Raw genomic sequence first — 25,040 nt, 5'->3', positions numbered from 1 at the left:
TAGATCTAAGCATCTTTTTCTAATCCACATTTACAATTTGGAATATAGTCCGTCCTATAGAATTTAGGAACTAGTTTAACTAATTCCTTTCCATCTAAAGTATTTTTTTTATACTCTAATTCAATGTGATCATGATTACCATTGATATCTTGTTTTATTAAAGTACCCGAGGTTCCATTTATATTAATTATTACTTTTTTAATTTCTAGGCTTGGATTTTTTCTAATATATTTATTTTTTGTTTTATCAGTACTAAATTCTTTTTCAGCCTCAAGTAAGTGGTACTCTTCAAATCCACTTAAAGTTTTTATATCATCTCTAGTATGTATTACTGAAGATTTCAGATAATTATTTATAACTATCTTATTTAACAGCATACATATACAGGCTACTACCATAAGGATTGCTACTGCTTCTAAAAGTACATATCCCCTTTTTTTATTATTAATCCTTTTACCTATTTTTATATGCACTGTATTATCTCATCTCCTGTTTTAAGAGTAATTTTATAATAATATAATTTTTCTTTTTGTATTATAGTAAATGTCTTTACATTTTTTAAAATAGTATTTCTTACCAATAACGAATTGTCAGGTTGACCTTTATTGTGTGTCTCTACTACTAATCTCTCGCCTTGACGTCTTATTAATTTAGTCTTCACAAGTGTTTTTTCATGATCTCTTAAATAATTAACCTCTATTTCATTCTTTACAATATCAGGTTTTATTTCTGTAATCATATTACCAGTAAGTAATCTATCTATACTAAGCAAAGCATTATCTATTTCATCTATTCTTGTACTTTCTTCAATTATATTTGCATAATTTTTATAAGTACTAATTATGAGAGTAAACCCTATCGCCATAACTATTGTTGATATAGATATAACTGCAATTGTCTCAATTAATGTATATCCTTTTACTCTTTTATCTATTTTTCTATTCCATCCACCAAGACTTATTGAATTCTCTTTCAACATTAACTTCTCCTACTCCTCCAGACAAACTAATTGCTATTTTAATTTTCATTATTTTATTATTACTGTCATCATTAATAACCTCTATTTTTATATCATTTCCTCTTTCTAATTGAAAAATATTAGTTGTTATTAAATTTTCTAATATATTATCTGTATATCGAAACCCAATATATTTATTATTCACACCTGCTGAATTTTGATTGTCCATTTTACTCTCAACCTCTTCATAGGTGTAATTATATTTTATTTCATTCATAATACAATAAGCTACCCTATTAGCTTCCTCATACTTATTTCTTCTAATCTTAGATTTATTGGCAGCTATTGCAGAAGTCATTGCCATCATTGATGCTATCATCAAAATCATTAATCCTACTAAAACTTCTATTAACATACTTCCTTTATGTTTTCTCTTCATTTTCTCCCCTTATATCAAAATTCTATTTACTTTTTTCTATTTCATCTATTATCTCTTTGTCTTCTTTGACTGTTACAGTATCATTTCCTACGGCTATAGTTATTTTATACTGCTTTTCTCCATCATTTATAAATATAGTTCCTGAATTTTTCAAATATCCCATATCGCTAACATTCACAAGGTTTATTGGTTTAAAATTAGCTGAAATTTTAATATTATCAGGAAATTTTTCACTTTTTCCTACCAATTTGTTATTTATATTATTTTTATCCCTATATTTAAATCCAATACTGTTTTCAACCGTATCTATAATTACCTCTCCATCACATAAATTTTTCCTACAATAGGTTTTAGCATAACTCAAAATGCTATGAACTTCATATATTGCAGCTTCTACTTCTACTTGACTTTTTATGTGCTTTAGTGTTTTTATTATTGCAAATCCACTTCCAAGTAATATTGATAGTATTGCCATAACAACTACAAGTTCAATTAATGTGTATCCTTTTTTCTTCATCCTTCAGCCCCTGTCATCATTGCTCCAAATAAAGGAATAACAAATATCATTATAAATATTAAAACAATTGCTGCCATAACTAATATTAAGGCTGGCTGTAGTCCAGCTAGTATTTTATTTATTTTTTCTAATGATTTCTTTTCTAAATAACTACTTAATAATTCCAATCTTTCATCCATAGAACCACTAGCTTCACCAAGTTTCACTATTGATATAGTATATTTAGAATATCCATCAATTCCTTGTAGTGCTTCTGATAATGTTTTTCCATCTATTATAGCTGAGTTTATATTTACGAATTTATGATTTAAAATCCCCTTAGAAAAACTATTCGCACAATAGTTAAGTCCCAAAGATAAGTTGATACCACTCTTTACTATGATAGATAGTAAAGAGATAGATATATACTCATAAAAATCTCTTATAATAGAAATTTTTTCAAAAGGTATTCTTACATATTTCTTAATCCCATACTTTATTACTAAGCTCGGAATCACTATTCCCCAACTTATAGCATAGATAATTATAATTAATGGATTTTCTTTTGCTTTTTGTACAAATTCATATATAACCAAACAACTTTTAGGCATCTCCGTTCCCATTGAACTGTAAAGATCAAAAAAACTTGGTATTATAAACAGTGCTAAAAATAAACCAAGACTTATCATTGTTACTAATAAAACACATGGATATGCTAATGCATTGCCTACAATTTTTTTAATTGAACTAATTTTAGTATAATATTCTTTAATCCCTTTTAAAGATTCATTTAAACGTCCACTTTTTTCTCCAATTGAAACCATAGAAATAAAAAATTGTGGAAATAACTCTTTATGTTTCTTTAATGCATTCTCAAAAGATTCTCCATTTTCTATATCATATTGAATTTTATAAATACTGTCTTTATAGCCATTAGCTAATGGCATTTCTCTTAATAGTTCTAATATAGTTAGAAATGGTATACCCTCAGAATAAAGACTTCCTATATTTTCTGCTATAATAGCTAAACTATCATTATTTGGTCTAAGCATTACTCTCTTTATAAAGTTTTTCATTAATTCCCTCCTCTAAAATAAATTTTCTATAATCATTTATTGAAATTAACCCTCTTTCTAATAAAGAAATTAGAGATTCTATCATTTCAACATTTGATAGTAAATTTATTTCTTGGAAAATACTTGAGATGGATTCTTTATACTCTCCCTCTATTAATTCTACTGCTGACACCATTGTTCTTCCTTTATAGCCCGTATTGTTGCATTCTATACATCCACCTTTTTCATAGCTTTTTATTTTTCTTCCCCAAAAACAAATATCTTCTTTATAAACCTTGCACTTCTCACATAAAGTCCTAATTAACCGTTGAGATACTATGCCTACAATTGAATCCTTTAAAAAATATGGTTTAACCCCCATATCATCTAGCCTTAAATAGACTTCCCTAGGTGTTTTAGTGTGAATCGTGGCATATACCTTATGTATCGTATGTTTCATTATGCAATGTCATATTTAAGTATTCATCAATCTCCTTTTCTGATAAACCTAAAGTATTAAACGTATTAAAAACAAATTCCATTCCTCTGTTTAAAATAGTTAAAGTCTTATCTTTATTAACTTTTATATGAATTAAGTTCTTTTGGATAAAATCTTTTTTACTAATCTCTTCCGGAATTGTACTATAATATTTTTCAATAGATTCTTGGATTTCTCCTAATTTATCTAACTTTTCTTCTTTCACTTTTTTTGTAGAATTTAACTCTACTAACTCTTTTTCCAATTCTTTAATTTTAGAATCAAATTCTGACTTTTTGTTATTAAACATTTCTTTACTGCTCTCAGATCCATCTTCTAATAAAATATCTAGCAATATGCTTATCTTATTTTTATATTTATCTATTTCAGCCTGTATTTCATTAATTTTTTCTGCTGGAACATCATCAATAATCTTTTGTGCTTTATCCGACATTATATAAATTAACAGCTTACAGTATCCCCTAACCATAGTTTTATATTCACCTTTAACTAAATACTTATCTATCTCTGCATCAACAAATTTTTCAGTTAGATTTGGATTCATACATTTAGAATGTTTCTTTCTATTACTACATACATAATACTTAATATCATTTACGCCCCAGCTTCTATTATAATTTTTATAGCAGCTACCACAAACTATCTTGCCCGCATATTCTTTTCTTCCATTATATTTTCCTCTACTGTTTTTAGCACTCTTTAATATTATTTTTTGCACTTCATAAAATATTTCTTCACTTATAATTTTATCAACTTTATCAGAATCCTCTATGATCCATTCTTCCATAGGATTTGTTATCCTAGAGCTGCTATCCCCAATAGATGATACTTTAGATTTATTTCTTACTAACTTACCCATATAAACTGGATTTTTTAATATATATCTAATGCTACCCGGTTCAAATTTTGTTCCTTTCCTTGTAACCATTCCTTCATCTGCTAATTCTTTAGACATTACTCTGCTGCCTTTCCCCTCAAGTCTCATGTTAAACATTTTCCTTATAATATCTGCTTCTTCTTTATTTTCTCTTAAAGTATTTTCTTTATTATTAATAGTATAGCCATATACTTCTCTTCCAAATCTAACAACTCCAGCTTCTGCACTTCTTTTATTTCCGAATCTAACTTTATTACTTTTGTCTATGCTTTCTTGCTGGGCCATACTAAATATAAATTCAATTAACATTTTATCCGTATCATTCTCAGTACTTTTATTTAAATCCTCAAAATAGACATATACGCCTTTATCTCTTAATCTATTTAATATTCTGTTTACCTCGGTATTTCTCGCAAACCTACTACTGTCCTTAACAAATATATATTTAAATTTAGGTTTTCTTTCAGATAGAATATAATCTGTTGATATATATTTATTCCTTACTTCTGCTATATTGCTGCTACTCTCTACTTTATCTAAACCTGCATCATGTAGCATCCTATTAAAACTTTCTCTTTTTCTGAATTTAGTCCCACTTAACCCTTCGTCTGTATAAATATCTATTAGGTTATATTTATTTTCCTTACTTAATTTATTCTTAAAGAACCTTTGTTGGGCCTCAAATGACTGCTTTTGCTCTTCTTTATCTGTGGAAACCCTACAGTAGGCACATACATTTATTAAATCCATTTTATTCATTCTCCTTTTTATTGCATGTATTAAACTATTTGTTTTCTATTTATATAGTTTATCACATGCAATAATCTTTAGGAAGGCTATCTGCCAATAAAATGCAAATAAAAAATAAAAAAAGGATTTTATAGATTAATATGGAATATAATCCTTAAAGGAGGTGATTTTATGTATGATATTTCAACAAAAAAACTCAAATTTGCATCCCTTTCTATTTTAGTTGATGCACTTAATGAGATAAATTCTACAAAGTGTGATGTGTTAATATTTACTGCTGCTGGTTCTTATAAGGGATCAATATCAAATAGTTGTAATACCGATACATCTATTGAAAATTTTAACAACTCTTCTAGAGCTATTGTTAATTTAGACTCTATTTCTACTTCTTTTGAAACATGTATTAAACAATTAGAAGAAGAACATGGTGAATTAAATTACTTAGATGTATCTTCAAGTATAACTCTTATTAATGTAACATTTTATCTAAATGGAATTTCAAAACATTCTATGGTTAATCCAAGTGTTACTTTTGATCAAATTCATTTGTTTGTTGATCAAATCATTGGATATACTCTTATACCTAAAGATTTTTCATCAGAAGAATAAAAAAAAGACTATATATCGAGATTTTTCTCGATATATAGTCTTAACTATTTTACTTTTCTTTTAAATTACTTATTAAATTATGAATATCATTATATAGTAAATGATACTGACTAAATATAGTTTGAAGTTCATTACTATTAATAATAATTCCTGTTGAATGTCCAGACTTATTTCTAATTTTTCTAATTATATTAAGAAATAACAGGCTATTTATCTTTTTGTTCATTAGGCTTTATAAATATCCCTGGCACTTCATCAGTTTGATTTGAATTTTCAACAACATTATGCAATAGTTTATTTAATAAATCTATCAGACTGTTCGAATATAAAATAAATAACAAAAGAAAATTACATGTTAAATATAATATAAATATCCTTAATTTTATTATATTAAAATCTGCTTGAATATATACTATACCTAAACTCATCTCTGTAAGTATTCCAAAAAGCACTGATTTTTTAATAACTCTAAGCAGTACCCCTTTATCTTTTAATTCACTAATTATTCTTATCGTACGTTGTTCACACATTGATATTAATACAGTCGCAATTGTAATCATTAGACCTATTATAATTGCAAGAATTGTAATTGTAATTGATAATAAGTCTTTGAAATTGAAATTGATAGTTTTATAGCTAATATATCTCATAATTTTTTCAAAAATATAAGGTTGATAAAAATATATTATAGCTCCACCACCTAATAAAAATACATTGAAAATTATTATTTTCCTAATAATACGATTTTTTAAAAATTTCATAGTGAAGCCTCCTATACTTTTATTTTTTTACTACATTATTTAACATCTTCAATTCTCCGTCTAATTTCTTTTCAAAGAGTGTTATCATAGGATTCATTATTTTGCTTACAGCCTTTGGATCTCCTTTAGATACAGTCATATAAAACTCATCAAAAACTTTATTATTTATTAGATCTATAAGTCTTACTCCATCTTTATCTATAACCTTTAATTTCAGTGAGCTTGCATATTTTTTGTTTTCAATAAGGAAGTTAAGTAATTGTCCAACTTTACCTTTAAATAAATAATTGCTTTTTTCTCTTCCTACCGAAAGTTCTACTTTTCCATTTAAAGCCCCTATATCGTTTGCTAAGGCTGAAATATTCTTTATAGCATCAATATCACCTGCACCAGCTAATTGAGATATCTTTTTAATATCTATATAACTTATTATTATGCTTTTATACTCTCTGGTATCTTGTTCTCCTATTTCTATATTCTCACCAATAATAGGTTTAATATACCAATTTTTAAAATCAATAAAATTCTTTAAAAACATTTCTATTCCTTTAAATGACGTACTATATCTATTATTCTGAATAGCCATGATCGAATTTCTTTCATCATATATGCAGCAAGATTCTTGTCCCATATATTCATCATCTTCCAATGGTTCAGCTTCATCTACTTCATCTTCTATTTTTGATTTAAAATTAGATTCAGAAATATTTTTGAAAAAGCATAGTTTCCAAAGATGTTCGGAACCTTCTACTCTTTTTATTTCTTTTAACTGTATGTTTTCATCTGTTCCTCCATACACTCTATCCCTTAATTCTTCCTTAATTAATCCTTCTAATATCTGTGTAATAGGATATGTAATTTCTTTCCCAAATTTATTCATGGTTGGTATGTAATAATATACCTTTACCTTCTTGTTAGTACCCATAATTTTCCTCCATCATGTGTATTCATAGTTTATTTAAATTATGATATAATAGATATTAGAATACTATATAAACTCTATTATATGTAGCAACTACTGATTTGTTCATCATAGTTGCTGCTTTTATTTTACAATAAAATTGGTAGACTTGTCCATAAAATAAAAAGTTGCTCCAATAGATTATATGTTTCTACAATTTGTTAAAGTTACCTACATATTTTTATAATTTCATATAAAGTAACAACTTGATGACTTAACGTCCCCATACATGTGAATCTTTCAATGGCTCAAGCTTCCTAGAAGTAAACTTCACATATGCCTTTTCTGCTACTATAGGTGTTAATGCTACAACAGCTGTTCCTAATGATATTTCTATATTAAATACATTCAACACTAAAAGTGTTAATGCAATTCCATCAACCGAAGTTCCTAAAGATAAAATAAATAAGCCAACTGCAATAACTATAGATGTCTTAATTACATTTATTAAAGTTATTGATTTTATTAATCCTAATTTAAAATATACTTTCCCATTAGAATTTTTATTATTCAATTGTTTTATGTTTTCAACTCCATAAAATATTATTGCTACATATAATATAGATAAAATTATTTGTATAAATAATTTTATATACCAACCATCAATTTTAAGAAAACTTATTATTAATAAACCATTATCTAAAAATAACTCAATTATAGACTTAAGATCTATTCCCTTCCCCAAATTTTCTATAATAACGCTTCTTAATTCTATACATACTGTTGTTAAATTCTGGTAACTAAAAAAATAATACAAAGCTGTTACTATCCCTATCGTAATCATAACATTAATCATAGCCAAAAATGACTCGTCTTCATCTTCGAATCTAAATATTTTCTTAATTAGCCTATTTACTAATATAAATACCCATTCAAATATAATTGATGCTGCTCCTAATTTTTTAAATAGCCATAATGTCCCTCTCGAAAGTATTTTTGCATTCTTCTCACTTTTTTTTATTGTATTTCCTATTATTATTGGTGATACTACTGATAAAAAAAATGTTAAACTAATAAAAATAGCGTATAAAATAATTTCCATATATATGCTCATCCTCCATTAAAAATTATAATCATTAACCATATTACATTATTTTCATGTTTTATACAAATATATCTATTTTCTATTATAATTTTCTATTTATTTACAAAATAAAAAAGGCTAGGAAACAAAGATTTCTCTCTACTTCTTAGCCTTCAAATTTACACTTTTGACTAGTCATTTATCAGTTTAATTAACTCTAAGCCAGTTAACTTTACTCTTTTTATAAAGGAATTAGTGATTTCAATTCTTAACTTCACAACATTATTAGCCCGAATGTAAATTTAATTATTAATTCACAACTACATTATCTAATTCCTGTTTGTGTTCTTCTTCCTGCTCTAGTAGCTTTATTGCAACAGATTTATTTTTTAATTCATGTAATCCAATAACATTATTGTCAAGTACTATGCATGGATTTTCACTATATAGTTTTTTTATATTTAGTTCTAAATCTAAAAGTATTCGTTGTATTTGATCATTATCGCCTTTTAACTCTCCAGCTTCTTTTAATAGCTTAAGGTATTCTCCTCTTACTTTTATATCTTTTTCTATAGTTTCTAAACGAGATTTTTTGCTAAACTGTTCTGAATATACTTTATATCCAAATTCAAGCATAGGTTTTAAAGCAACAAAAGTTGTAGCTCCCCCAATTAAAAACAATTCTAAGCTACCTGATTCCACCCTTGAATATTTCAACTCTTCCCCTTCAATTCCTAAGACTAAATTAATATTGTTATAAATTAATTGTATCAACTGAACATTTGTAATTAAGTTACTAACTTCATTATTTTCATTTAATAATCTTATTTGAAGTCCATCAGAATTATTTTCTCCAATAAGTTTATCACTTACTTTTTTTATTTGGTTTATATCAGACCTTATTAAATCATATTGTTTATTTAGTTCTGATATCTCATAAAATGTATCAAGCATTAATTTGGCTATGCGAGAATTTTCTACATTTCTAGCTAATTTGAATATAACATTATCGCAGATATCAAATTGTTTTATAAATTTATCAATATTGAAATATTCATATGTACCTTTCAAATTTGCTAACGTGTAAAAACATTCTCTAAAGTTTATATTTCTCAAAGCTTGGATATAGCTGTTAGATACTTTTATAGTATCTTTTTTTAGCATTTTTATAATATGTAATGCACCCTCAGGATTACCCTCTATTGCAGAAGTGATCAATAAATTAGAACTAAATTGCACCCACTCCATTATTATAAAATTGCACTTGTCTAAACCTTCAATTGTGTCACTGAGTTTCTCTAAATTAATTTCAAGATTTAAAGCTTGATTTTTAATATCTGATAAATTCATACTCTACCCCCATTTTTTCTTGTATTCAGTAAATTAACCAAATACAATATATGTATATTAATGAAATACAATTTTTCTTTTGAAGCCACTACGACTACCAATCGACAGTGATTTCTTTTATTTTACAATAAAATTGGTAGACTTGTCCATAAAACAAAAAAAAAGGTTAAAAAATAAAGATTTCTCTCTACTTCCTAACCTTAAAATTTAAAATTATTTATCTGAATAACCTTTTCCAATTGTTGGACTAGAAACTATTCCTAACAATACAAAAACACCTAAAATAGCACTTGATACTTCTTTATAATTATTAGGTAATACATCTAATCCAAATGATTGACATAACATAGGTATTAATGCAATTACACTAATCCATAAACCATAATTTTTTAACTTTTCCATTATTAAAACCTCCCTTTCTATTTAAAATAAATCCCTAATAATCCTATGCTAATAGTTACAATTATTCCAAGTAACCATTTCATAGTTGAAACCAATCCATCTACACTTTTCACTAGATCCCTAACTTGCTGCATGATAGTTGCATCTGTAATTTCTAAATTTGTTATTCTATTTTCATGCTTCTCAACTTTTTCTTCTAATTTATAAATCTGATCATTCATAATTTTTCTCCTTAGTTTTATTTATGTGTTTTAATCGTTCCAAGTTTTCCCCTGTGATCTTGCATATTTCTTTGCATTACTTAATGTTTCATCTCTATCTTTTCCCGCTATTTTAACATTAGTATATCCGCTAAAATTAGTGCCACCACCTATTGCTATGACGTTCTTATATTGACTGTACGATGGATACGGTCTTTTGCTATTTATTGTTGGACAATTTAACTTATCTGCTAATTGCTCCGCTATATACATATCTACTAAAGTTTCATATTGAATAATATTTTCCACTTTTAACACCTCATTATTATTATTTTGATTATTATTTTCTGTTAACGGAATTGAACCATCTATACCATTTGCTATTGCTCTTGCAAACTTCATAGCATCATATTTATTCATATCAGCCGATGAATCTATAAACGCACATTCTACCAAAAAAGCGTACGGATTTACTGATACTACTGCAAAATCTGAACCGTCTTTTATCCCTCTATTAGGTAATCCAATTACTTTTAAATTGCCTAATATTTTATTGCATATTGGAGCATTAAATCCATCACTCCACACCTCAGATCCTGTTCCACCACCTGCATTAAAATGAATTGATACTGATAATACTGGATTGAAAGAATTTATTTTATTTATTCTATAATTTAAACTTTCTCTCACACTTCCAGCACTTTGCAAATCTATTGCTTGGACTTCATGCCCCTTCTCTCTTAATAAATCTACAACTCTTTTACCTACTTCCCTTGTTAAATTTTCTTCTCTATATCCATTACCTGCTGCTCCTGTGTCCCCTCCAGAAAGGCAGTGCCCATAATCTACTGAATATCTTGCCATCATGATTCCTCCTTATTTTTTTATATTAAAAAGAGCAACTACACATTAAGTAATTGCTCTAGTTTTACTATTCTCTCTTCTTGTTCTTGGTTGACCTTCCATAATACTGAACACATAGAATACAAGTCCACACCATCACTTCCTGTTGGATTAAATAATGATACAGCTTCTTCTGATAATTCTTCAATTACTAGTCCAATTTTTATATCTGGTTTTATTGGGTTTGTACCATCTGGAAGCATTACAGTTGGTATTTTTTCAATCTGAGCCAAATCCTGTTTGTAGTTATATGATTTTATTGTATTTTCCATTAGTATTTTTTGAAAATCAATATTATCGGGTGCTTGTATATTCTCTTTGAATTCCTCTCTTGAGCTAACAGTAAAAGAACTGGCCTGCATCATACAATACCCACCATCACCAGCCCATCTAGCCTGAACACTAGGTGTCCCACCATTTAATAGTTTCAGCATTGTTGATTGGCTAAATAATTGTACATGAGATTCCCTATCTACCGTTATTCCTGCATACCTCGTACCGTTTTGACTATGTGGGTTAAATAATACCCACGAACCTCCATCTGTAACAGAATCATAAGTGTTACCCACACTTCTTCTTAATCCCCCATAACCACCTTCCAACTTGCAATTTTCTCCGAATAATCGGATAGTATTATCCCTAGGCTGTAATCTACCACTAAAGCTAATCCCACTACTATCTCCTTTTAATACCTCATTACCAGCGGAATCTAATACTTTTATAGCTCCGTTGTAAATTGTTACACCAGTTGCGTCTATACATGTACTACCTTCATATAACTCACTTGGATGTGGTGACCATGGTACTTCCGTAGTACCTTCTGTGACTATCACGTCTGTAAACCATGCGTAACCGTCATTCTCAGCTTTAAATAATATAAGATTTATATTAGCTTGATCATTATCGCCACTATTAAAGTTATAAGCATGTTTCGTCCAATTCGTACCGTCCTTACCCCCAGTCTTTGGTAAACTTCGAGTAGAATTTATAATATCCCATGAATTACCACGAATATATGAACCTACTTCACTACATCTATGAGCTGCAACTAAATAACTAACAGTGTACCAAGTGTGCTGCTTGACTTTGAATTTAGAACTGTCTAATCTAATCTCACCGGTCGTATTATTAGTAGCCCTGAGAACAGCAACTTGTTTACCATTAGGACAATAAATACTACTATCGGGCCAAACTTCATAAAAAACACCAGTGCCATTAGAATTGGCTGTAGTCTTAATCCAATTCCAAAATCCATTTTTAAATCCACTATTGGTAAGTAAATTCATTCCACCACTACTTTTAAAAGTAGCCCTCCATTCTAAATCTGTTTGAGCAACACTAGATTTAGTAGCAAAACTATTATTAGCATTACCAGTTGTAATGTAAGTATTACTAATTTCAGTTTTTACACTATTTGCAGATTGAGTAATTGCTGTAGTCATTTGATTAGTATTAGAATAAGCATTTAATTTAGCAGCTGTAGTAGCATTAGCACTATTAATAGCATCTGTTTTAGCTGTGGTAATAGTAGCTTGTACTGTAGATATTATTGCACTAGCTGTTATTTTACTTTCTGCACTAGTAAGCCTAGTTTCTTGGGCTATAACTTTTCCATCTATTGCTGTAGACTTCTTTTCTTCTGCACTTACCCTACTTGTAATTCCATTTAAATTAGTTTCTATAGTTGCTACTTTAGTATTTGTATTTGTAACTGTATTAGTTAATGTAGTTACTTTCCCATCTACATTATTAGCCTTATCTAAAGCTCCTTTAGCGTTTGTAACTCCTAGATTAGCTTGTGTCTGTGCTGTATTAGCATTAGTTAAAGCATTATTTGCAGTTGTAGTCATTGTAGTAACTTTACTATCTACACTACTTACACTCTGTTTTATACTATTTGTTTCTACCAATATTTCTGCTTTAGCTTGGTTGATTTTAGTTTCATTTATGATAATTGTATCTGAAATAGATTTATCAATATCTTCTGGAGCTGGTGTATAATCAGAATTTTTAGTTCCAATCTCTAATTTCCAATTTCTATAGTCTAATTGGGTTCCTGAATAAGTATGTCCTCCTGCTCTGTAGGTAGAATATGTGAAAGTATAACTTATTCTTGTCCAAACATTAGCCACTATTCCTGTATTTGTACCCAATCCTGCATAAAATCCAACACTACCATTTGCAGGTATCCTAACATCGCAACTTATTGTATAAGCCTTCCCAACAATACAATTTGCACTCATATACGCCCATATAGGACTTTCATAAGTTGACACGGTTGTAATTGCAGTAACCCTCCAATATGGAATAGTTTCATTTGTCATTTTTATTGCAATGCCCAACCCTGCATTATTAGGTGTTGTTTGTATATTTTGACTATCTAGTATTAAATTCCGTCCACCCACAACAATATTACTTACAGCAGTATTAATATTGGATTGCTCTACCTTTAAGTCAATTTTACCTTTTAATATATTAATCTCACTATTAGCATTACTTACATTTGTATTAACTGTAGATATCTGTGAGTTAGTATAAGTTTTAGCATCTATAAGAGATTGACCAGCTTTATTACTAGCTAGTAAGGCATCAGCTACTCCTTTATTTGCTTGAGTTTGAGCTAATTCTGCGTTAGTTACACCTAAATCTGCCCTTGCTTTAGCTGTACTTGCATCATTGACCCCTTTATTAGCATTTGTTAAAGCACTATTAGCAATGCTTGTTACTGTAGTAATATTAGATTCTGAGCTTCCTACTCTAGCTGTTATTCCATCTAAACTTTTTTTAACTTCTGTAACATTTGTGGTAACACTTACAATATCTTTTGTATTAGCATCTAAAGTAGATTGATGCTTTCCTATTGTAGTATTAATAGAATCCACTGTAACTACTGTCCTGTTGTAATCATCTTTAAGCAAAATAGTCTGTCCATCTTTAATTATTTGACTGTTATTAATAGCAGTATTAATCTGCCCTTGTTGGATTCCTATAGTAGTACTATGACTATCTGTTAAATTCTTTGTTCCATCTGCTTGGCTTTTCAAACCATTAAATGCAACATCCAATGTTTGATTTTGATTATCTAATTTAATTTTAGTTGCCTTAAGTGTAGTTGTATTAGTATCTTTATTAAACCCTTCGCTAAAACTAGTGTAATCTAATTGTTTTTCTCCTACTGCTTTAGCTCCAATCATTTCTTTAACAATTAAATCATTTGCTATGGCATTTTTCTTAATTCCTGTATGATCTATTAATATAGTTGCTCCATCTTCTCCACGCAAAATAAAGTTAAAATCACCTTTGGAGTCTTTCCCCATTTGGATTCTAACTTTGTTATTTTTATCTTTAAATTGTTGTGTTGATCCTGAGAGTTCTATTCCACCATCATCTGATTTAACAACAAATTTATTAGTATTTATTATACCAGCATTAATTTTAGACACATCTAAATTACCAATCATGGCATTAGTTATAAATCCATTTGATATTGTTAATTTATCACTTGTTACACCACCTGCTTGAATATTTGTAGAGGTTAAATTTCCAGCCAAAAGAGTTTTTATATTTCCTGTATCAGCTTCCAACACATTTATTTTTGCATTAGTTGCTTTTAAATCTGTTATATTTGCCTTGTCAACTTGTAAATTAGTTATGTTACCATTAATAACTGTTAAATCTGTAATAGTAGCTGTGGTTGCTTCTAATGTCCCAATCCTTGCTGTAACTACACTTAAATCTGTAATATTTGCTGTTTCTATACTTACATTTTTTATCTTTACCCATTCTAAACCATCTATTTTAGTTCCATCCACCAAACCCTCTGTAGTGGTTATTGATTCTATTATGTTAGATGTATCTTCAAAACGCTCTGTAATGTCCTCTAATCTTGCTATTTTATTAGCTATTTCACAGTTATTTAGTTCTGGTTGATCTGGGTACTCTGTTAATTTAACTATCCTTTGCTTTTCCCTAATATTTTTATTTTTAGATAATAAAGTAATAGTATCACCCAATTTATAATCTAAGATATTTTTATATTCATCTGATATTTTTGCAAGGTCTATTATATCAGTGCTATAAGAAGTTAAAGGAACTGATAAAATATTTAGCCTAGCAGTAGCGTCTTCTAATAAAGATTGCACATTAGTATATCTATTATCTTCCCAGTAAGTTGCAAGAATCTTTGTACTATATTTATAATTTTCTATATATTCTTTTCCATTATTAATTGAATTAATTTTCAATCCATCCTTGCCGATTGGAATAATTCTAGTTACATACGCATAGGAACTACGCTGCACATTAAGATTTTTCAAGTTTAATTGTTCCGAGAAATAAACACCTTTATCCTCACCTAGCTTTTGATATATATATACTTTTTTATTAATAGCATCGAAAACCATTTCACAAAGATATGCAGTTTGTATTTCTTTTAATATTTCATAGCTAGTACAGTTCTTTTTTCTTGTAGTTCTTTTTTTTGTTACATCACAACCACCAACCATCCAGCCTGTACCTACTAATGCTAAATTAACACTATTATTACAAGTCTGCTCAATAGCCTCGTAATGCCCTACATTTTTTCCTTTTATAGTTTCCAAATTTACTCTACAAACTATTTCATTCCAATCATCTCTAATGTTAATTTCTTTAACTACATATTCGTTTTCTTTGGTTCTAATATAGCATTCTTCCTGTATTTCTTCATTTTTTGGGCACAAAAAAGAGAGGGTATTATCTACATTAATTTCCCTCTCTATCTTTAGATCTTTATATTCAGTTAAACCTTTTATTTTGTTTTTATTTATATCATATAGCTGTAGCATTGCCACGCCTCCCTCTTTTGGATTATTAAGCTCAACCTAGATAAATCTAGCATTATATTTAATTTTTATATCACAATTGTTCCTACTAAATTTCAAGACATTATCTGATGGTATAAGTCTTGGAAATTCCCACATATCTGTATCATTAAATTTATTAATTTCATTTTCCGTAACCTTGCATAATTCCCCATCTAATATAACTGTTTTATTAGCTTTTAAATTTCTAATAGTAATTTGATCTTCTCCTAAACCTTCTATAGCTATATCTATAATGTCTATAGATGGAGTAATTTCGACTATGCAGGGTGTAATAAGATTTCCATTTGCTTTCATAGTTTTTGTAGCAATCCTATTACAACTCTCCGTGATAATACTTTTATAGGCATATCCTGCACTTAGGGTATAATTCAACTTTACTAGATTAGAAGAAATAGATTTTTCAATCTGGCAACTGTCTAAAATGCAATCATAATAAAAAGACATATCTTTGAATTTTATAGTACAACTCTTTAAGGCATTACTAAGGTTGCTACATTTAGTTAGTACGTCTTCTCTATCCAATCCCTCTACTATTAGCTCTATATTTATTTTCTTATAATAGAATTTTTGATTAATTAAAATGGGTCTATATGCTTTGCTTAACCAATCTTTTTTCGTCTCTAATTCTGCATTTTGTATATCGTAGTTTAATAACATTGCCCCAAAAGTACCTATGTCTCGATTATCTATAAACATTTTTATCGCCTCCTAGATTGCATTGCAAGGTTATTTGACACATAAGGAGTTGTTATCCTTGCAATTTCTCTACCATCTAAATTAACTGGTACTTCTATAGTTATATTTTGGTTTCCACCACCACTGAAACTACTCATCACGCTATTGGCAACCTTTGTTGCAACACTTTCTGCTGTAGCTAACACCATTGCTTCACTCGCATCATGATTGTAAATTTTACTTTGTTTTGGTAGATTATATAATTCCCAGCCTTTTTCATGCATGGTAGTTAATCCACCTTGAAAATTATCTGTACCTGTCCAGTTGTTATCCACACCTCCACCAGTATTTACTGTTGCAGGACTATTAGATAACCAATTCTTAGCATTAGTCCATGCACTTGTTAGCCACCCAAAAGGATTCCATGTTTCTTTTACCGCTACCTCAACTCCATTTCCAAAAATGCTATCTTTAACTCCATCATAATTATTCTCGATAGTATTGAATCCATTTTCTATTTTTTGTTGGTTTATATTTTCTTCTGCGGTAATTGGTTTACCTATAATGCTGTTGGTCGTTGCATCCCAAACACCCTCTATCATTCCAGTTTTTTCATCCACGTTAACGTAAGTTTCGTGCATTTGACCAGTTGTTTTGTCTTTAATGTTATACCAACCCGAGGCTGTTATCCCTAATAAATCTTCCATTTTATCTCCATATTTAAGAACCTCTGCTCTCCTACTTTTTTCTTGATTAGTAAGCATTTCGCCATTGTGCAAATCTAAATTAGTTAAAACAGCAGCATTTCCTTCTGTTGCGGTATCTAGGAACCCTTTGTATTTCTCCTTTTCTTTTTGTACCGAATCATCTCTTCCTTTTTCTAATTTAGTAATACTATTATTAATAGCTACTGTTTCAGCTTCGCCAGCTGTGTTTAAACTTAATTTTAAAGCCTCAATAGATGTATTATATTTCAAGTTTTCTGCTGCAATATTATCATCCCTCATTTTAGATTTTTCTTTAAGTATGTCTGATAATCCTGTCACATCTAAAGTTTTAATTCTTGCGTTGAAATCAGCTTGACTTGCTAATAATTCTGCCTGTGAACTTACACTTGATTCCAAGCCTATTTGTGCTATTGCATCCAATTCAGTTTGTATCTCCGCAGCTGTAACTTTTCTTTGTGCTGCTGTTTCATTTGCTGTCCTCGCTTGTAATTCCTTAATTTTAACATTGTGTCCTTCTAATTTTTCTAATTGATTCTTATTACCAATATCCATTGCTTCTAAGGTCTTCTTTTCTTCTTCATCTATAACCCCATCAGTATTGAATATTTCCTGCAAATTTTTTTGAACCCCTGGAGTCTTTTCTTCTATCTTTTTCTTAATTCCTTCTATAAGATCCGCAGCCTGTTGTTGTACCTTTACTCCATCTGCTGTAGAAATAAAGTTTTCAATTCCAGAACCATTTTCTATAGCTAATTTAAGATTTCCAACTTTAGTCGTAATGTCTGTCAACGCTGTTTGAGTTTCTGGGCTTACATCTTTATTCCATTCACCATATTTTATCCCTAATTCGCTCATAGCCTCTTTGGAATGTAATGTAACACCACTTAATGTTGCCATTGCCTTTTCCATGCCACTTAAATCTTCGGAAGCTACATTGCAAGATTTACTCAGCATGTCATTGCTTTCGTGAACCGCATAAATTCCAATTCCAAGTGCTGCTATTGCTAATGTTAAAGGTAAGGCCACCGTACTTAATCCTGCTAATGCTCCTGTTGCTCCAACCGTTGCTCCAGTTGCCCCAACTGTTGCTGCTCCTGCAACTTCTGTTGCAACTGTAGCTGTCCCAATTACTTTACTTATTGCTCCAAATGCACCAACTAAATTACCTACGCCAGTTACTGCACCACCAACTAATTTTAATACTCCTCCTAAGCTAACTGCAAATAATGTCATCTTAGCCATACTTTCTATTTGTTCTGTACTCATTCCACTTAATTTATCTGTTAATTTTCCAAGTAACTCTATACCTTTTTCCATTAAAGGAGCTAATGCATCCCCTAATCTTATAGATTCATTTTTAATTGCATTTAGGTTTTTTCTAAATTTTTCTCCTTTTGTATCAGTGACTTTTGCAAGTGCTTTATCAGTTTCACCTAAACTATTATTCATCTCTCCTAATGTCTTATTGAATTCATTTCCACCTTCTGCACTCAATAACATAGCGGCTTTTCCAGCTTCGGCACTTCCAAACATATCAGATAAAGATAGCCCATTAGCCTTTGCTCCTTTGTCCATAATTGCTAATACATCCCCAACTGACTTACCCTCTTTAATTAAAGTTTGAAATGTTTTACCTGTCATTTTCTTTATTCCATCACTTGCCACTGTTCCACTTTTTCCAAGTTCATTAAAAAGAGAATTCATATAAGTAGTAGTTTCTGCACTTTTTACACCTTTTGAAGTCATAATTGCATATCCTGTACTCAACTGCTCAAGGTTTACTCCGACTGCATTAGCCGTTGGAATGATCTGACCCATGCTTTTAGATAACTCTCCAACACTTACTTTTCCTTTATTTTGGGTATTAATTAAAACATCGCTTACTCTGCTTACGTCAGTGGCCTTTAATCCATAAGAATTCATAATAGTAGTTAACAAATCTAAGGATTCTCCACTATCTGCAAACCCTGCTTTCGCTAATTTAGTATTCTTCGCTACAAACCCCATAACATCACCCGTAGATTGCCCTGCTGATAAAGCTTCATATACATCTCCTGTTAAGGAATTTAAACCTACACCACTTTCATTAGATAAATTTAGTATTTCTTTTTTAAGTTCACTTATAGGAATTACCGCATCATCAGAAATTGTACTTACTTTAGCTAAATTATCCTCAAACTGCATACCAAAAACTTCACTTGCAACTCCTGCTGCAACTAATGGAGCTGTTACTGCTAATATTCCATTTCCAACACTATTCATTTTACTTCCAGCATTTTTCATGCCTTCACTATTTTTTTGCATAGACTTACTAGCATTTAACCATTTATTATCATTTTCAGATAATACTTTTCCTAAATTTCTTAATTCTGCTTCTGTCTTAACCATTTCTGTTTTGGATTGGGTCATCTTAGTAGTATAAGTTCCAATTGTTTTATTATTATTTTCAACCGCTTTTTCTTTCCTTTTATACTCTTCTGTAAGCTTATCCACACTAGCTTTTGCCTTTGTAGCTTCTTCACTTTCTTTACCATATAACTTTATTACTTCTGAATATTTAACCTTTTCATTTTCCAAACTAACTTTCAATTTATCTCTAGCATCTACATTAGATTGCATTTTAGAGTTAGTTTTTTCTATTTCATCTTTATATAAATTAACTTTATCTTTTTGCATTTCAAAACTTTTTGCAACTTGTTGTTGTATATTTTTTAAATTTTCCTGTGTTCCTCCAAATGCTTTTACACTTTCACCAGCTAATTTCAAACTTGCATTATTTTGCTTCACAGAATTATTTATAAGTTGTAAGTTTTTATTAAATCCTGTACTGTCTAGTACATAATCTACCTCAATACGTTTTTTTACATCTCCTGCCATTTTCTCACCTCTTCCTTTGTAAAATTAAAAGAATATATCCTCTACGTTTACAGTTTTTTTCTCTTCTTTTTTAGGTTCATCTATCCAGCCATTAAACCGCCTATGAGTATTCCACAATACGCATATCTCTTTATGTGTACTTTCCCAGAACTCTTTCCTCGTGTAGTTTAAATGGGTATGTGCTATATAAAAAAGCCAATCAAAATCTATTTTATAGATGTCTAATTGGCTACTTCGTTTTTTTCAACATTATCCTTTTTATTCTCTTTAAGATCTGTATTAATTCCCATATAATCCAAGTACATCTCCGTAACGAATAAAGGTACTTCATTCATCTGTATAAATGTTAAATCATCCGCTAAACCTTCTACATCTGTATAATTAAAAGTGGCATCAACACTACTACAAAGTAATAGTTTTAAAGATGTAGTTGTTATTTCTCTATTTTCTATCAAAGATTTAAACACATCTGCATAATTTCCATATTTACTTTCTATTTTTAAGATCGTTCTATTAGTTATTTTAAATTCAAATTCTTTTTCACCAATTTTATATTTTCTTACTTTTTCTAATTCTTTCATATTTTTATATCCATCCTTCTTTATTTAAATTTTTTAATTAAATAAGGATAGATACATATAATATCTATCCCTGAATTCATCTTTTCTCTAAAGTCCTGTTATGCTTTAATTTTTGGATCTGGAACTTTTAAAAAGAATGCCGCTTCGGTCATTCCGTCTTCTTCATCTGCAATAACCATATAACACCCATTTGTTAGGGCCATTCCAGTTACCTTGTATTTTTGAGAAGAATAATCTATCTTATCTTCACTTTGCTTGTAATTGTTATCAGATATTGCGAAATTACATTTATATAATGTAACAAATCTTAATTTACTATTTGCTTTCATTGCACTAAATTGTAAACATACATAAGGTGCAATATCATCTGCATTTTTTAAAATACCGCCACCAGCTGCTAATTTATGACCGAGTAACACAACTTGGTCTGCTACTTCTAAATCAGTAATATCAATTTCTATATCACTTTCAGAAAATTTACTCTTTGAAATAACCTTTCTTGATTCGTGGTAGTAAGATCCTTCTGCTAATTTAGGTTTAACTGCAATTTCTCTAACTCCTTCTAAATACTTTGGTGTGCCAAAGACTGTTCCTTTTGCATCATCACTCGTAATCGTTGCATAATATAATTTTCTTAATCCTTCAATTGCTTGAACTGCCATTAAAATTCCCTCTTTCATTTTTAAATAGTAATTTCTTTACTGTCTAATTCCGAAAAGACTTGTTTTTGGGCATAAAAAAAAGACTAGCCATTTGCTAATCTGCTGATATTGAACCTTAAAGCTTTATGAAATAATTTTGTTTGTTCTTCCCATAAATCAACGGCTCCTATTCTTTTAAACCCTTTGTTTATCATAACTTTTCCAATTTCCTCTTCTATCTCTGTATAATCTGTATTGCTAAAAACATCTACTTGCACTGTATAATCTGTAGCTATTTCCTTTCCTTCTGCCCAATCAACACCGTATTCTCCTACTATCTCATATTCTAAATAAGGTATTTTAGGAGCGTTAGCATGAAGAAAATACACCTTTTTATCAGCGAGTAAATCTATAATTAACTTATCTTCTAGGGACTGTTTTACATATTTTTTAATATTCATTTTTCACCTACTTCGCCTTCTTTAATAATTCAGTAGCAAGTCTTTGGAAAAATTCATTTTGTGTTCCATCTATGCTGCCGCCGAACCAATTAACATGGCTTTTATCCTTACTAGTACCATATTCCGTAAATACTCCAGTCCATCCATTGACTCTTATTTTTCCTACTATAGCCATTTCTTCTTTTTTAACTATTTTTTTTATAGAACTCTTAGTAAATCCTTTAAGGTATGGTGCATTTTTTAAAGCTTCTTTATAAGGTGCTTCAAGTGCATTTTTCATTGCCCTCGATTCTTCTGCTGTAGTAATAGTCATATTTTCTAATAAATTTGTTAAGTCTTCCATCCCTTGAATCCCAACTCCAGCAGCCATTAAACCACCTCAATCCCTTTTATTTTTATCCACGTATTTTTATATTGAATATTATCTATAAAAGTTATATTAAAGGCTCTTTCATTCCAATATATTCTATTTGTTTTGCTATCTAAGATGCTTAAATCTTTACTGTACCTAATAATAAAATCTAAAGAATTTTCTTGATTGATAGCTTTTGCACTCCAGAATTCTTTGCCAAATAAATTATTTACTTTTGCCCAAACTGTCTTGGAATCTACCCATTTTTCTTCCTCGAAACCATTATCTGTTGTTATGGTTTTTAGTTCCTGTATAGTAATTCTTTTGTTTAAATCTCCTATATTTATTTTATAATCCATAGACCCTCCTATCTATAATAGGTTTATAGAATGCATGTTTAAAATGCTATCTATAATTTTATTTACCTTATCTTTTTCAACTGTTATTGATCTATTTTCATACATTTCAGTTATTGAAACCATGTAAGCCATAGTTAGATCATCTTTTTTTTCTATTTCTTCATCTGTTAATCCTGTATAAGCTTTAATGTATGCTTTTGCAGCATCCTTAATAATTTGCAATAATATATCATCCTCAGTGCTATCTATCCTTAAAAATTGATGCATTATATCTATAGTAACTTCACTTATTTTCATTTTTTTCACCTCAATAAAAAAGGGCGGAACTTGTCCACCCTAAATTAACTATTTAACTTTAAGTACCGCTATCTTTTGATTTTCGATTATTGCAGAATCACATTCCACATAACCTACAACTCCAACTGCATGTTGTGTTGCGTACTTTTCCATTAATACTTGTATCTCTACATTTTGAGCTAATTTAACAACTAATCCGCTCATATCCCCATAGAATATTGCATTTTTACCAGTTGCAATTAAGTCAACTGATTCACTTGTGTAAACTGGTTTACCGAATAGCTCCCATCCAAATGCCATAGTTGCATCCTTATTTAACAGATAATTACCAGTAGAATCTTTAACCTTTCTTAAAGTCTTTAGAGTAGATTTATTCATAATAAATACTGCCCCAGATTGATAAACTTCTGGAACTGTCATTTGTAGCTCAATAAGATCGTCAGAATCTATTTTTCCAACTACTGCACTCGTAACAATATTAGTAGTAGATGCTAACCCTCTCATTTTCCCAGTTGTTCCTTGGATTAATTCTTTTTCTAAGAATTCAGCTATTGCTTTTGCTACTTTTCCAACAATAAATGATACTAGGTCAAAATCTGTTCTATTCATAAGAGACTTTGAAACTTTAGCTAAACAACCAACAATAAAGTTAGATAATTTAACTGTTACAAACTTACCATTAGATTCTGTTAATTCAGCTAAATCATCAACGTAAACTGCTTTAACTGCTGCTGTAGACTCATCATAGCTTGGAAATAGTAAATCTCCACCTACATTATAGATTGTAGCCATTGCATAGATTGGAGATAATTCCTTTACTTGTTCTATAATTCTGTTAGAAATAGATGCTGGTATAATAGATCCATTTGCTGCAACATCTAATGCTCTTTCCTCGCCTCTTACAAATCCTAAAAATGCCTTTTCATCGATTGCTCTTGTTTCCATTACCTCAACTCCTCTTTCTTCAACTTTTGTTTCTACTGCTTTTTTCATTTTCATAGCTCTACACTCCTTTTCAATTTTGATTGATCCATCAATAGCTTTAATTTCAGTTTTTAAAACTTCTAATTTTGAAGTTTCATCTTCGCTAAAGGCTCTTACCTCTACCTTTGCAGCTCCTAAAATCACTTCCATTTCCTCAACTTTTGCTTCTCTTTTTTCCATTAATTCTTTTAACATGTTGTAACCTCACTTAATAATTATTTTTGTTTAATATTTATTTCCCCTTAAAAAAGGGTATAAAAAAAGCACTATCTCTAGTGTTTAAGTTTTAATATCTCTATTTCCTTATTTAAAAGCTCATAGGCAATTTTATTTTGCTCTACGTCTCTTTCTTCAACTACCTTGTTATTTTCATCTTGTACATCATCCTGCGGCTCTGTTTTTTCTATAACTTCAATTTCCGAATCAATAAAACGGTGTTCTACTAATATTTCTTCACTATTACCTTCTGATCTACTTTCAATTATTGACGTTCCAAAATATGCTGGTGTTCTTAAGTTATCCAATAAAGATACTTCAAATAAAGTAATGTCTTCTAAAGATCTTTTATCTATTCCATTATCATTTTTGGAATAGCTTTGTTTATTAGACTTAAATCCAAAACTAAATCCAACTAATTTATTTGTATGGGCTTTTCCTATTACTTCTTTATCTGTAATTTTAAACTCTCCATACAACCCTATATTATCTTCTCTCAGTTCAACATTCCCAGCCTTAATTGATCCTAGTTTCCTATCAGCATCATGATTAAATAAAAACTCTACGTCTTCGGCTTTATCTAGTGCCCTTTGCCAAACTCCAGCTTTTACTACTTCAACAAACTTTCCTTGGGGTGAGTTTAATACCCTTGACTCTCTTTCTACTCCGTTAATATATCCTTTTAGAATTATACTATCGTTCCTAATTTCCATATTCATC

Annotated in this window: 27 protein-coding genes; 1 reads left to right on the top strand and 26 read right to left on the bottom strand. The window is 29.6% G+C overall.

Features of this window, described 5'->3' with window-relative positions:
- Positions 1-5: 5 nt before the first annotated feature.
- Genes J1C67_RS14650 through J1C67_RS14620 form a run of 7 tightly spaced genes read right to left on the bottom strand, consistent with a single transcriptional unit; the run spans position 6 to position 5,074 of the window.
- A complete protein-coding gene (locus tag J1C67_RS14650) occupies positions 6-473 on the bottom strand; it encodes a hypothetical protein (RefSeq protein ID WP_167865009.1) in 468 nt (155 codons plus the stop codon).
- A complete protein-coding gene (locus J1C67_RS14645) occupies positions 464-979 on the bottom strand; it encodes a PulJ/GspJ family protein (protein ID WP_167865008.1) in 516 nt (171 codons plus the stop codon). The genes J1C67_RS14650 and J1C67_RS14645 overlap by 10 nt, the downstream gene beginning before the upstream one ends.
- Positions 939-1,397 (bottom strand): type IV pilus modification PilV family protein, encoded by a 459-nt coding sequence (locus J1C67_RS14640; protein ID WP_167865007.1) that lies wholly within the window; start codon positions 1,395-1,397, stop codon positions 939-941. The genes J1C67_RS14645 and J1C67_RS14640 overlap by 41 nt, the downstream gene beginning before the upstream one ends.
- Before the next feature lie 22 nt (positions 1,398-1,419).
- Positions 1,420-1,914 carry a type II secretion system protein gene (locus tag J1C67_RS14635; RefSeq protein WP_167865006.1) on the bottom strand — a complete coding sequence of 165 codons (495 nt, stop codon included), beginning with the start codon at positions 1,912-1,914 and terminating at the stop codon, positions 1,420-1,422.
- A complete protein-coding gene (locus tag J1C67_RS14630) occupies positions 1,911-2,969 on the bottom strand; it encodes a type II secretion system F family protein (RefSeq protein ID WP_167865005.1) in 1,059 nt (352 codons plus the stop codon). Before J1C67_RS14630 ends, J1C67_RS14635 begins: the two co-directional genes overlap by 4 nt.
- Positions 2,938-3,408, bottom strand: a complete 471-nt coding sequence (locus J1C67_RS14625) for an ATPase, T2SS/T4P/T4SS family (RefSeq protein ID WP_167865004.1) — start codon at positions 3,406-3,408, stop codon at positions 2,938-2,940. Before J1C67_RS14625 ends, J1C67_RS14630 begins: the two co-directional genes overlap by 32 nt.
- Positions 3,389-5,074 (bottom strand): recombinase family protein, encoded by a 1,686-nt coding sequence (locus J1C67_RS14620; protein WP_167865003.1) that lies wholly within the window; start codon positions 5,072-5,074, stop codon positions 3,389-3,391. The genes J1C67_RS14625 and J1C67_RS14620 overlap by 20 nt, the downstream gene beginning before the upstream one ends.
- A gap of 171 nt (positions 5,075-5,245) precedes the next feature.
- On the opposite strand from J1C67_RS14620, the gene J1C67_RS14615 reads away from it, so the two are divergent.
- Positions 5,246-5,683 carry a hypothetical protein gene (locus J1C67_RS14615; protein ID WP_167865002.1) on the top strand — a complete coding sequence of 146 codons (438 nt, stop codon included), beginning with the start codon at positions 5,246-5,248 and terminating at the stop codon, positions 5,681-5,683.
- Positions 5,684-5,732: 49 nt separating this feature from the next.
- Here the strand turns inward: J1C67_RS14615 and J1C67_RS14610 are convergent, their stop codons facing one another.
- The 19 genes from J1C67_RS14610 to J1C67_RS14520 form a co-directional block, all read right to left on the bottom strand.
- Complete coding sequence (locus J1C67_RS14610) at positions 5,733-5,909, bottom strand: hypothetical protein (RefSeq protein WP_167865001.1); 177 nt, start codon at positions 5,907-5,909, stop codon at positions 5,733-5,735.
- A complete protein-coding gene (locus tag J1C67_RS14605; RefSeq protein ID WP_167865000.1) occupies positions 5,890-6,444 on the bottom strand; it encodes a hypothetical protein in 555 nt (184 codons plus the stop codon). The genes J1C67_RS14610 and J1C67_RS14605 overlap by 20 nt, the downstream gene beginning before the upstream one ends.
- Before the next feature lie 19 nt (positions 6,445-6,463).
- Positions 6,464-7,369 carry a DUF6731 family protein gene (locus J1C67_RS14600; RefSeq protein WP_167864999.1) on the bottom strand — a complete coding sequence of 302 codons (906 nt, stop codon included), beginning with the start codon at positions 7,367-7,369 and terminating at the stop codon, positions 6,464-6,466.
- Positions 7,370-7,619: 250 nt separating this feature from the next.
- Positions 7,620-8,447, bottom strand: coding sequence for a hypothetical protein (locus tag J1C67_RS14595; RefSeq protein ID WP_167864998.1), 828 nt, complete (start codon positions 8,445-8,447; stop codon positions 7,620-7,622).
- 291 nt (positions 8,448-8,738) lie between these two features.
- Positions 8,739-9,779, bottom strand: coding sequence for a hypothetical protein (locus tag J1C67_RS14590; RefSeq protein ID WP_167864997.1), 1,041 nt, complete (start codon positions 9,777-9,779; stop codon positions 8,739-8,741).
- 213 nt (positions 9,780-9,992) lie between these two features.
- Complete coding sequence (locus J1C67_RS14585) at positions 9,993-10,181, bottom strand: phage holin family protein (protein ID WP_207713752.1); 189 nt, start codon at positions 10,179-10,181, stop codon at positions 9,993-9,995.
- 17 nt (positions 10,182-10,198) lie between these two features.
- Entirely contained in the window at positions 10,199-10,402 is a 204-nt protein-coding gene (locus tag J1C67_RS14580; protein ID WP_167864996.1) for a hemolysin XhlA family protein, read from the bottom strand.
- 30 nt (positions 10,403-10,432) lie between these two features.
- Positions 10,433-11,245, bottom strand: a complete 813-nt coding sequence (locus J1C67_RS14575) for an N-acetylmuramoyl-L-alanine amidase (protein WP_167864995.1) — start codon at positions 11,243-11,245, stop codon at positions 10,433-10,435.
- Between the two features lie 38 nt (positions 11,246-11,283).
- The gene (locus J1C67_RS14570) at positions 11,284-16,110 is read right to left on the bottom strand and encodes a phage tail spike protein (RefSeq protein WP_167864994.1); all 4,827 of its coding nucleotides are present in this window, start codon (positions 16,108-16,110) and stop codon (positions 11,284-11,286) included.
- A gap of 36 nt (positions 16,111-16,146) precedes the next feature.
- Complete coding sequence (locus J1C67_RS14565) at positions 16,147-16,845, bottom strand: phage distal tail protein (RefSeq protein WP_167864993.1); 699 nt, start codon at positions 16,843-16,845, stop codon at positions 16,147-16,149.
- 2 nt (positions 16,846-16,847) lie between these two features.
- Positions 16,848-20,429 carry a phage tail tape measure protein gene (locus J1C67_RS14560; RefSeq protein ID WP_167864992.1) on the bottom strand — a complete coding sequence of 1,194 codons (3,582 nt, stop codon included), beginning with the start codon at positions 20,427-20,429 and terminating at the stop codon, positions 16,848-16,850.
- Positions 20,430-20,650: 221 nt separating this feature from the next.
- Positions 20,651-21,010, bottom strand: a complete 360-nt coding sequence (locus J1C67_RS14555) for an RNA polymerase subunit sigma (protein WP_167864991.1) — start codon at positions 21,008-21,010, stop codon at positions 20,651-20,653.
- 98 nt (positions 21,011-21,108) lie between these two features.
- Entirely contained in the window at positions 21,109-21,672 is a 564-nt protein-coding gene (locus tag J1C67_RS14550) for a major tail protein (RefSeq protein ID WP_167864990.1), read from the bottom strand.
- 83 nt (positions 21,673-21,755) lie between these two features.
- Positions 21,756-22,112, bottom strand: a complete 357-nt coding sequence (locus J1C67_RS14545) for a prohead protease (protein WP_167864989.1) — start codon at positions 22,110-22,112, stop codon at positions 21,756-21,758.
- A 7-nt stretch (positions 22,113-22,119) separates the two neighbouring features.
- Positions 22,120-22,482, bottom strand: coding sequence for a hypothetical protein (locus J1C67_RS14540; RefSeq protein ID WP_167864988.1), 363 nt, complete (start codon positions 22,480-22,482; stop codon positions 22,120-22,122).
- Positions 22,482-22,823 (bottom strand): phage head closure protein, encoded by a 342-nt coding sequence (locus tag J1C67_RS14535; protein WP_167864987.1) that lies wholly within the window; start codon positions 22,821-22,823, stop codon positions 22,482-22,484. Before J1C67_RS14535 ends, J1C67_RS14540 begins: the two co-directional genes overlap by 1 nt.
- A gap of 12 nt (positions 22,824-22,835) precedes the next feature.
- Positions 22,836-23,120, bottom strand: coding sequence for a head-tail connector protein (locus J1C67_RS14530; RefSeq protein ID WP_167864986.1), 285 nt, complete (start codon positions 23,118-23,120; stop codon positions 22,836-22,838).
- Between the two features lie 48 nt (positions 23,121-23,168).
- On the bottom strand, positions 23,169-24,299 hold the full coding sequence (locus tag J1C67_RS14525) for a phage major capsid protein (RefSeq protein ID WP_167864985.1): 1,131 nt from the start codon (positions 24,297-24,299) through the stop codon (positions 23,169-23,171).
- Between the two features lie 77 nt (positions 24,300-24,376).
- On the bottom strand, positions 24,377-25,039 hold the full coding sequence (locus J1C67_RS14520; RefSeq protein WP_243176605.1) for an HK97 family phage prohead protease: 663 nt from the start codon (positions 25,037-25,039) through the stop codon (positions 24,377-24,379).
- Position 25,040 lies beyond the last annotated feature (1 nt).

The sequence above is a fragment of the Clostridium gasigenes genome, assembly GCF_017348895.1.
Lineage (GTDB): Bacteria > Bacillota > Clostridia > Clostridiales > Clostridiaceae > Clostridium > Clostridium gasigenes.
The sequence above is the reverse complement of the archived record's forward strand: the minus strand, read 5'-3'. Positions and strand labels throughout refer to the sequence as shown.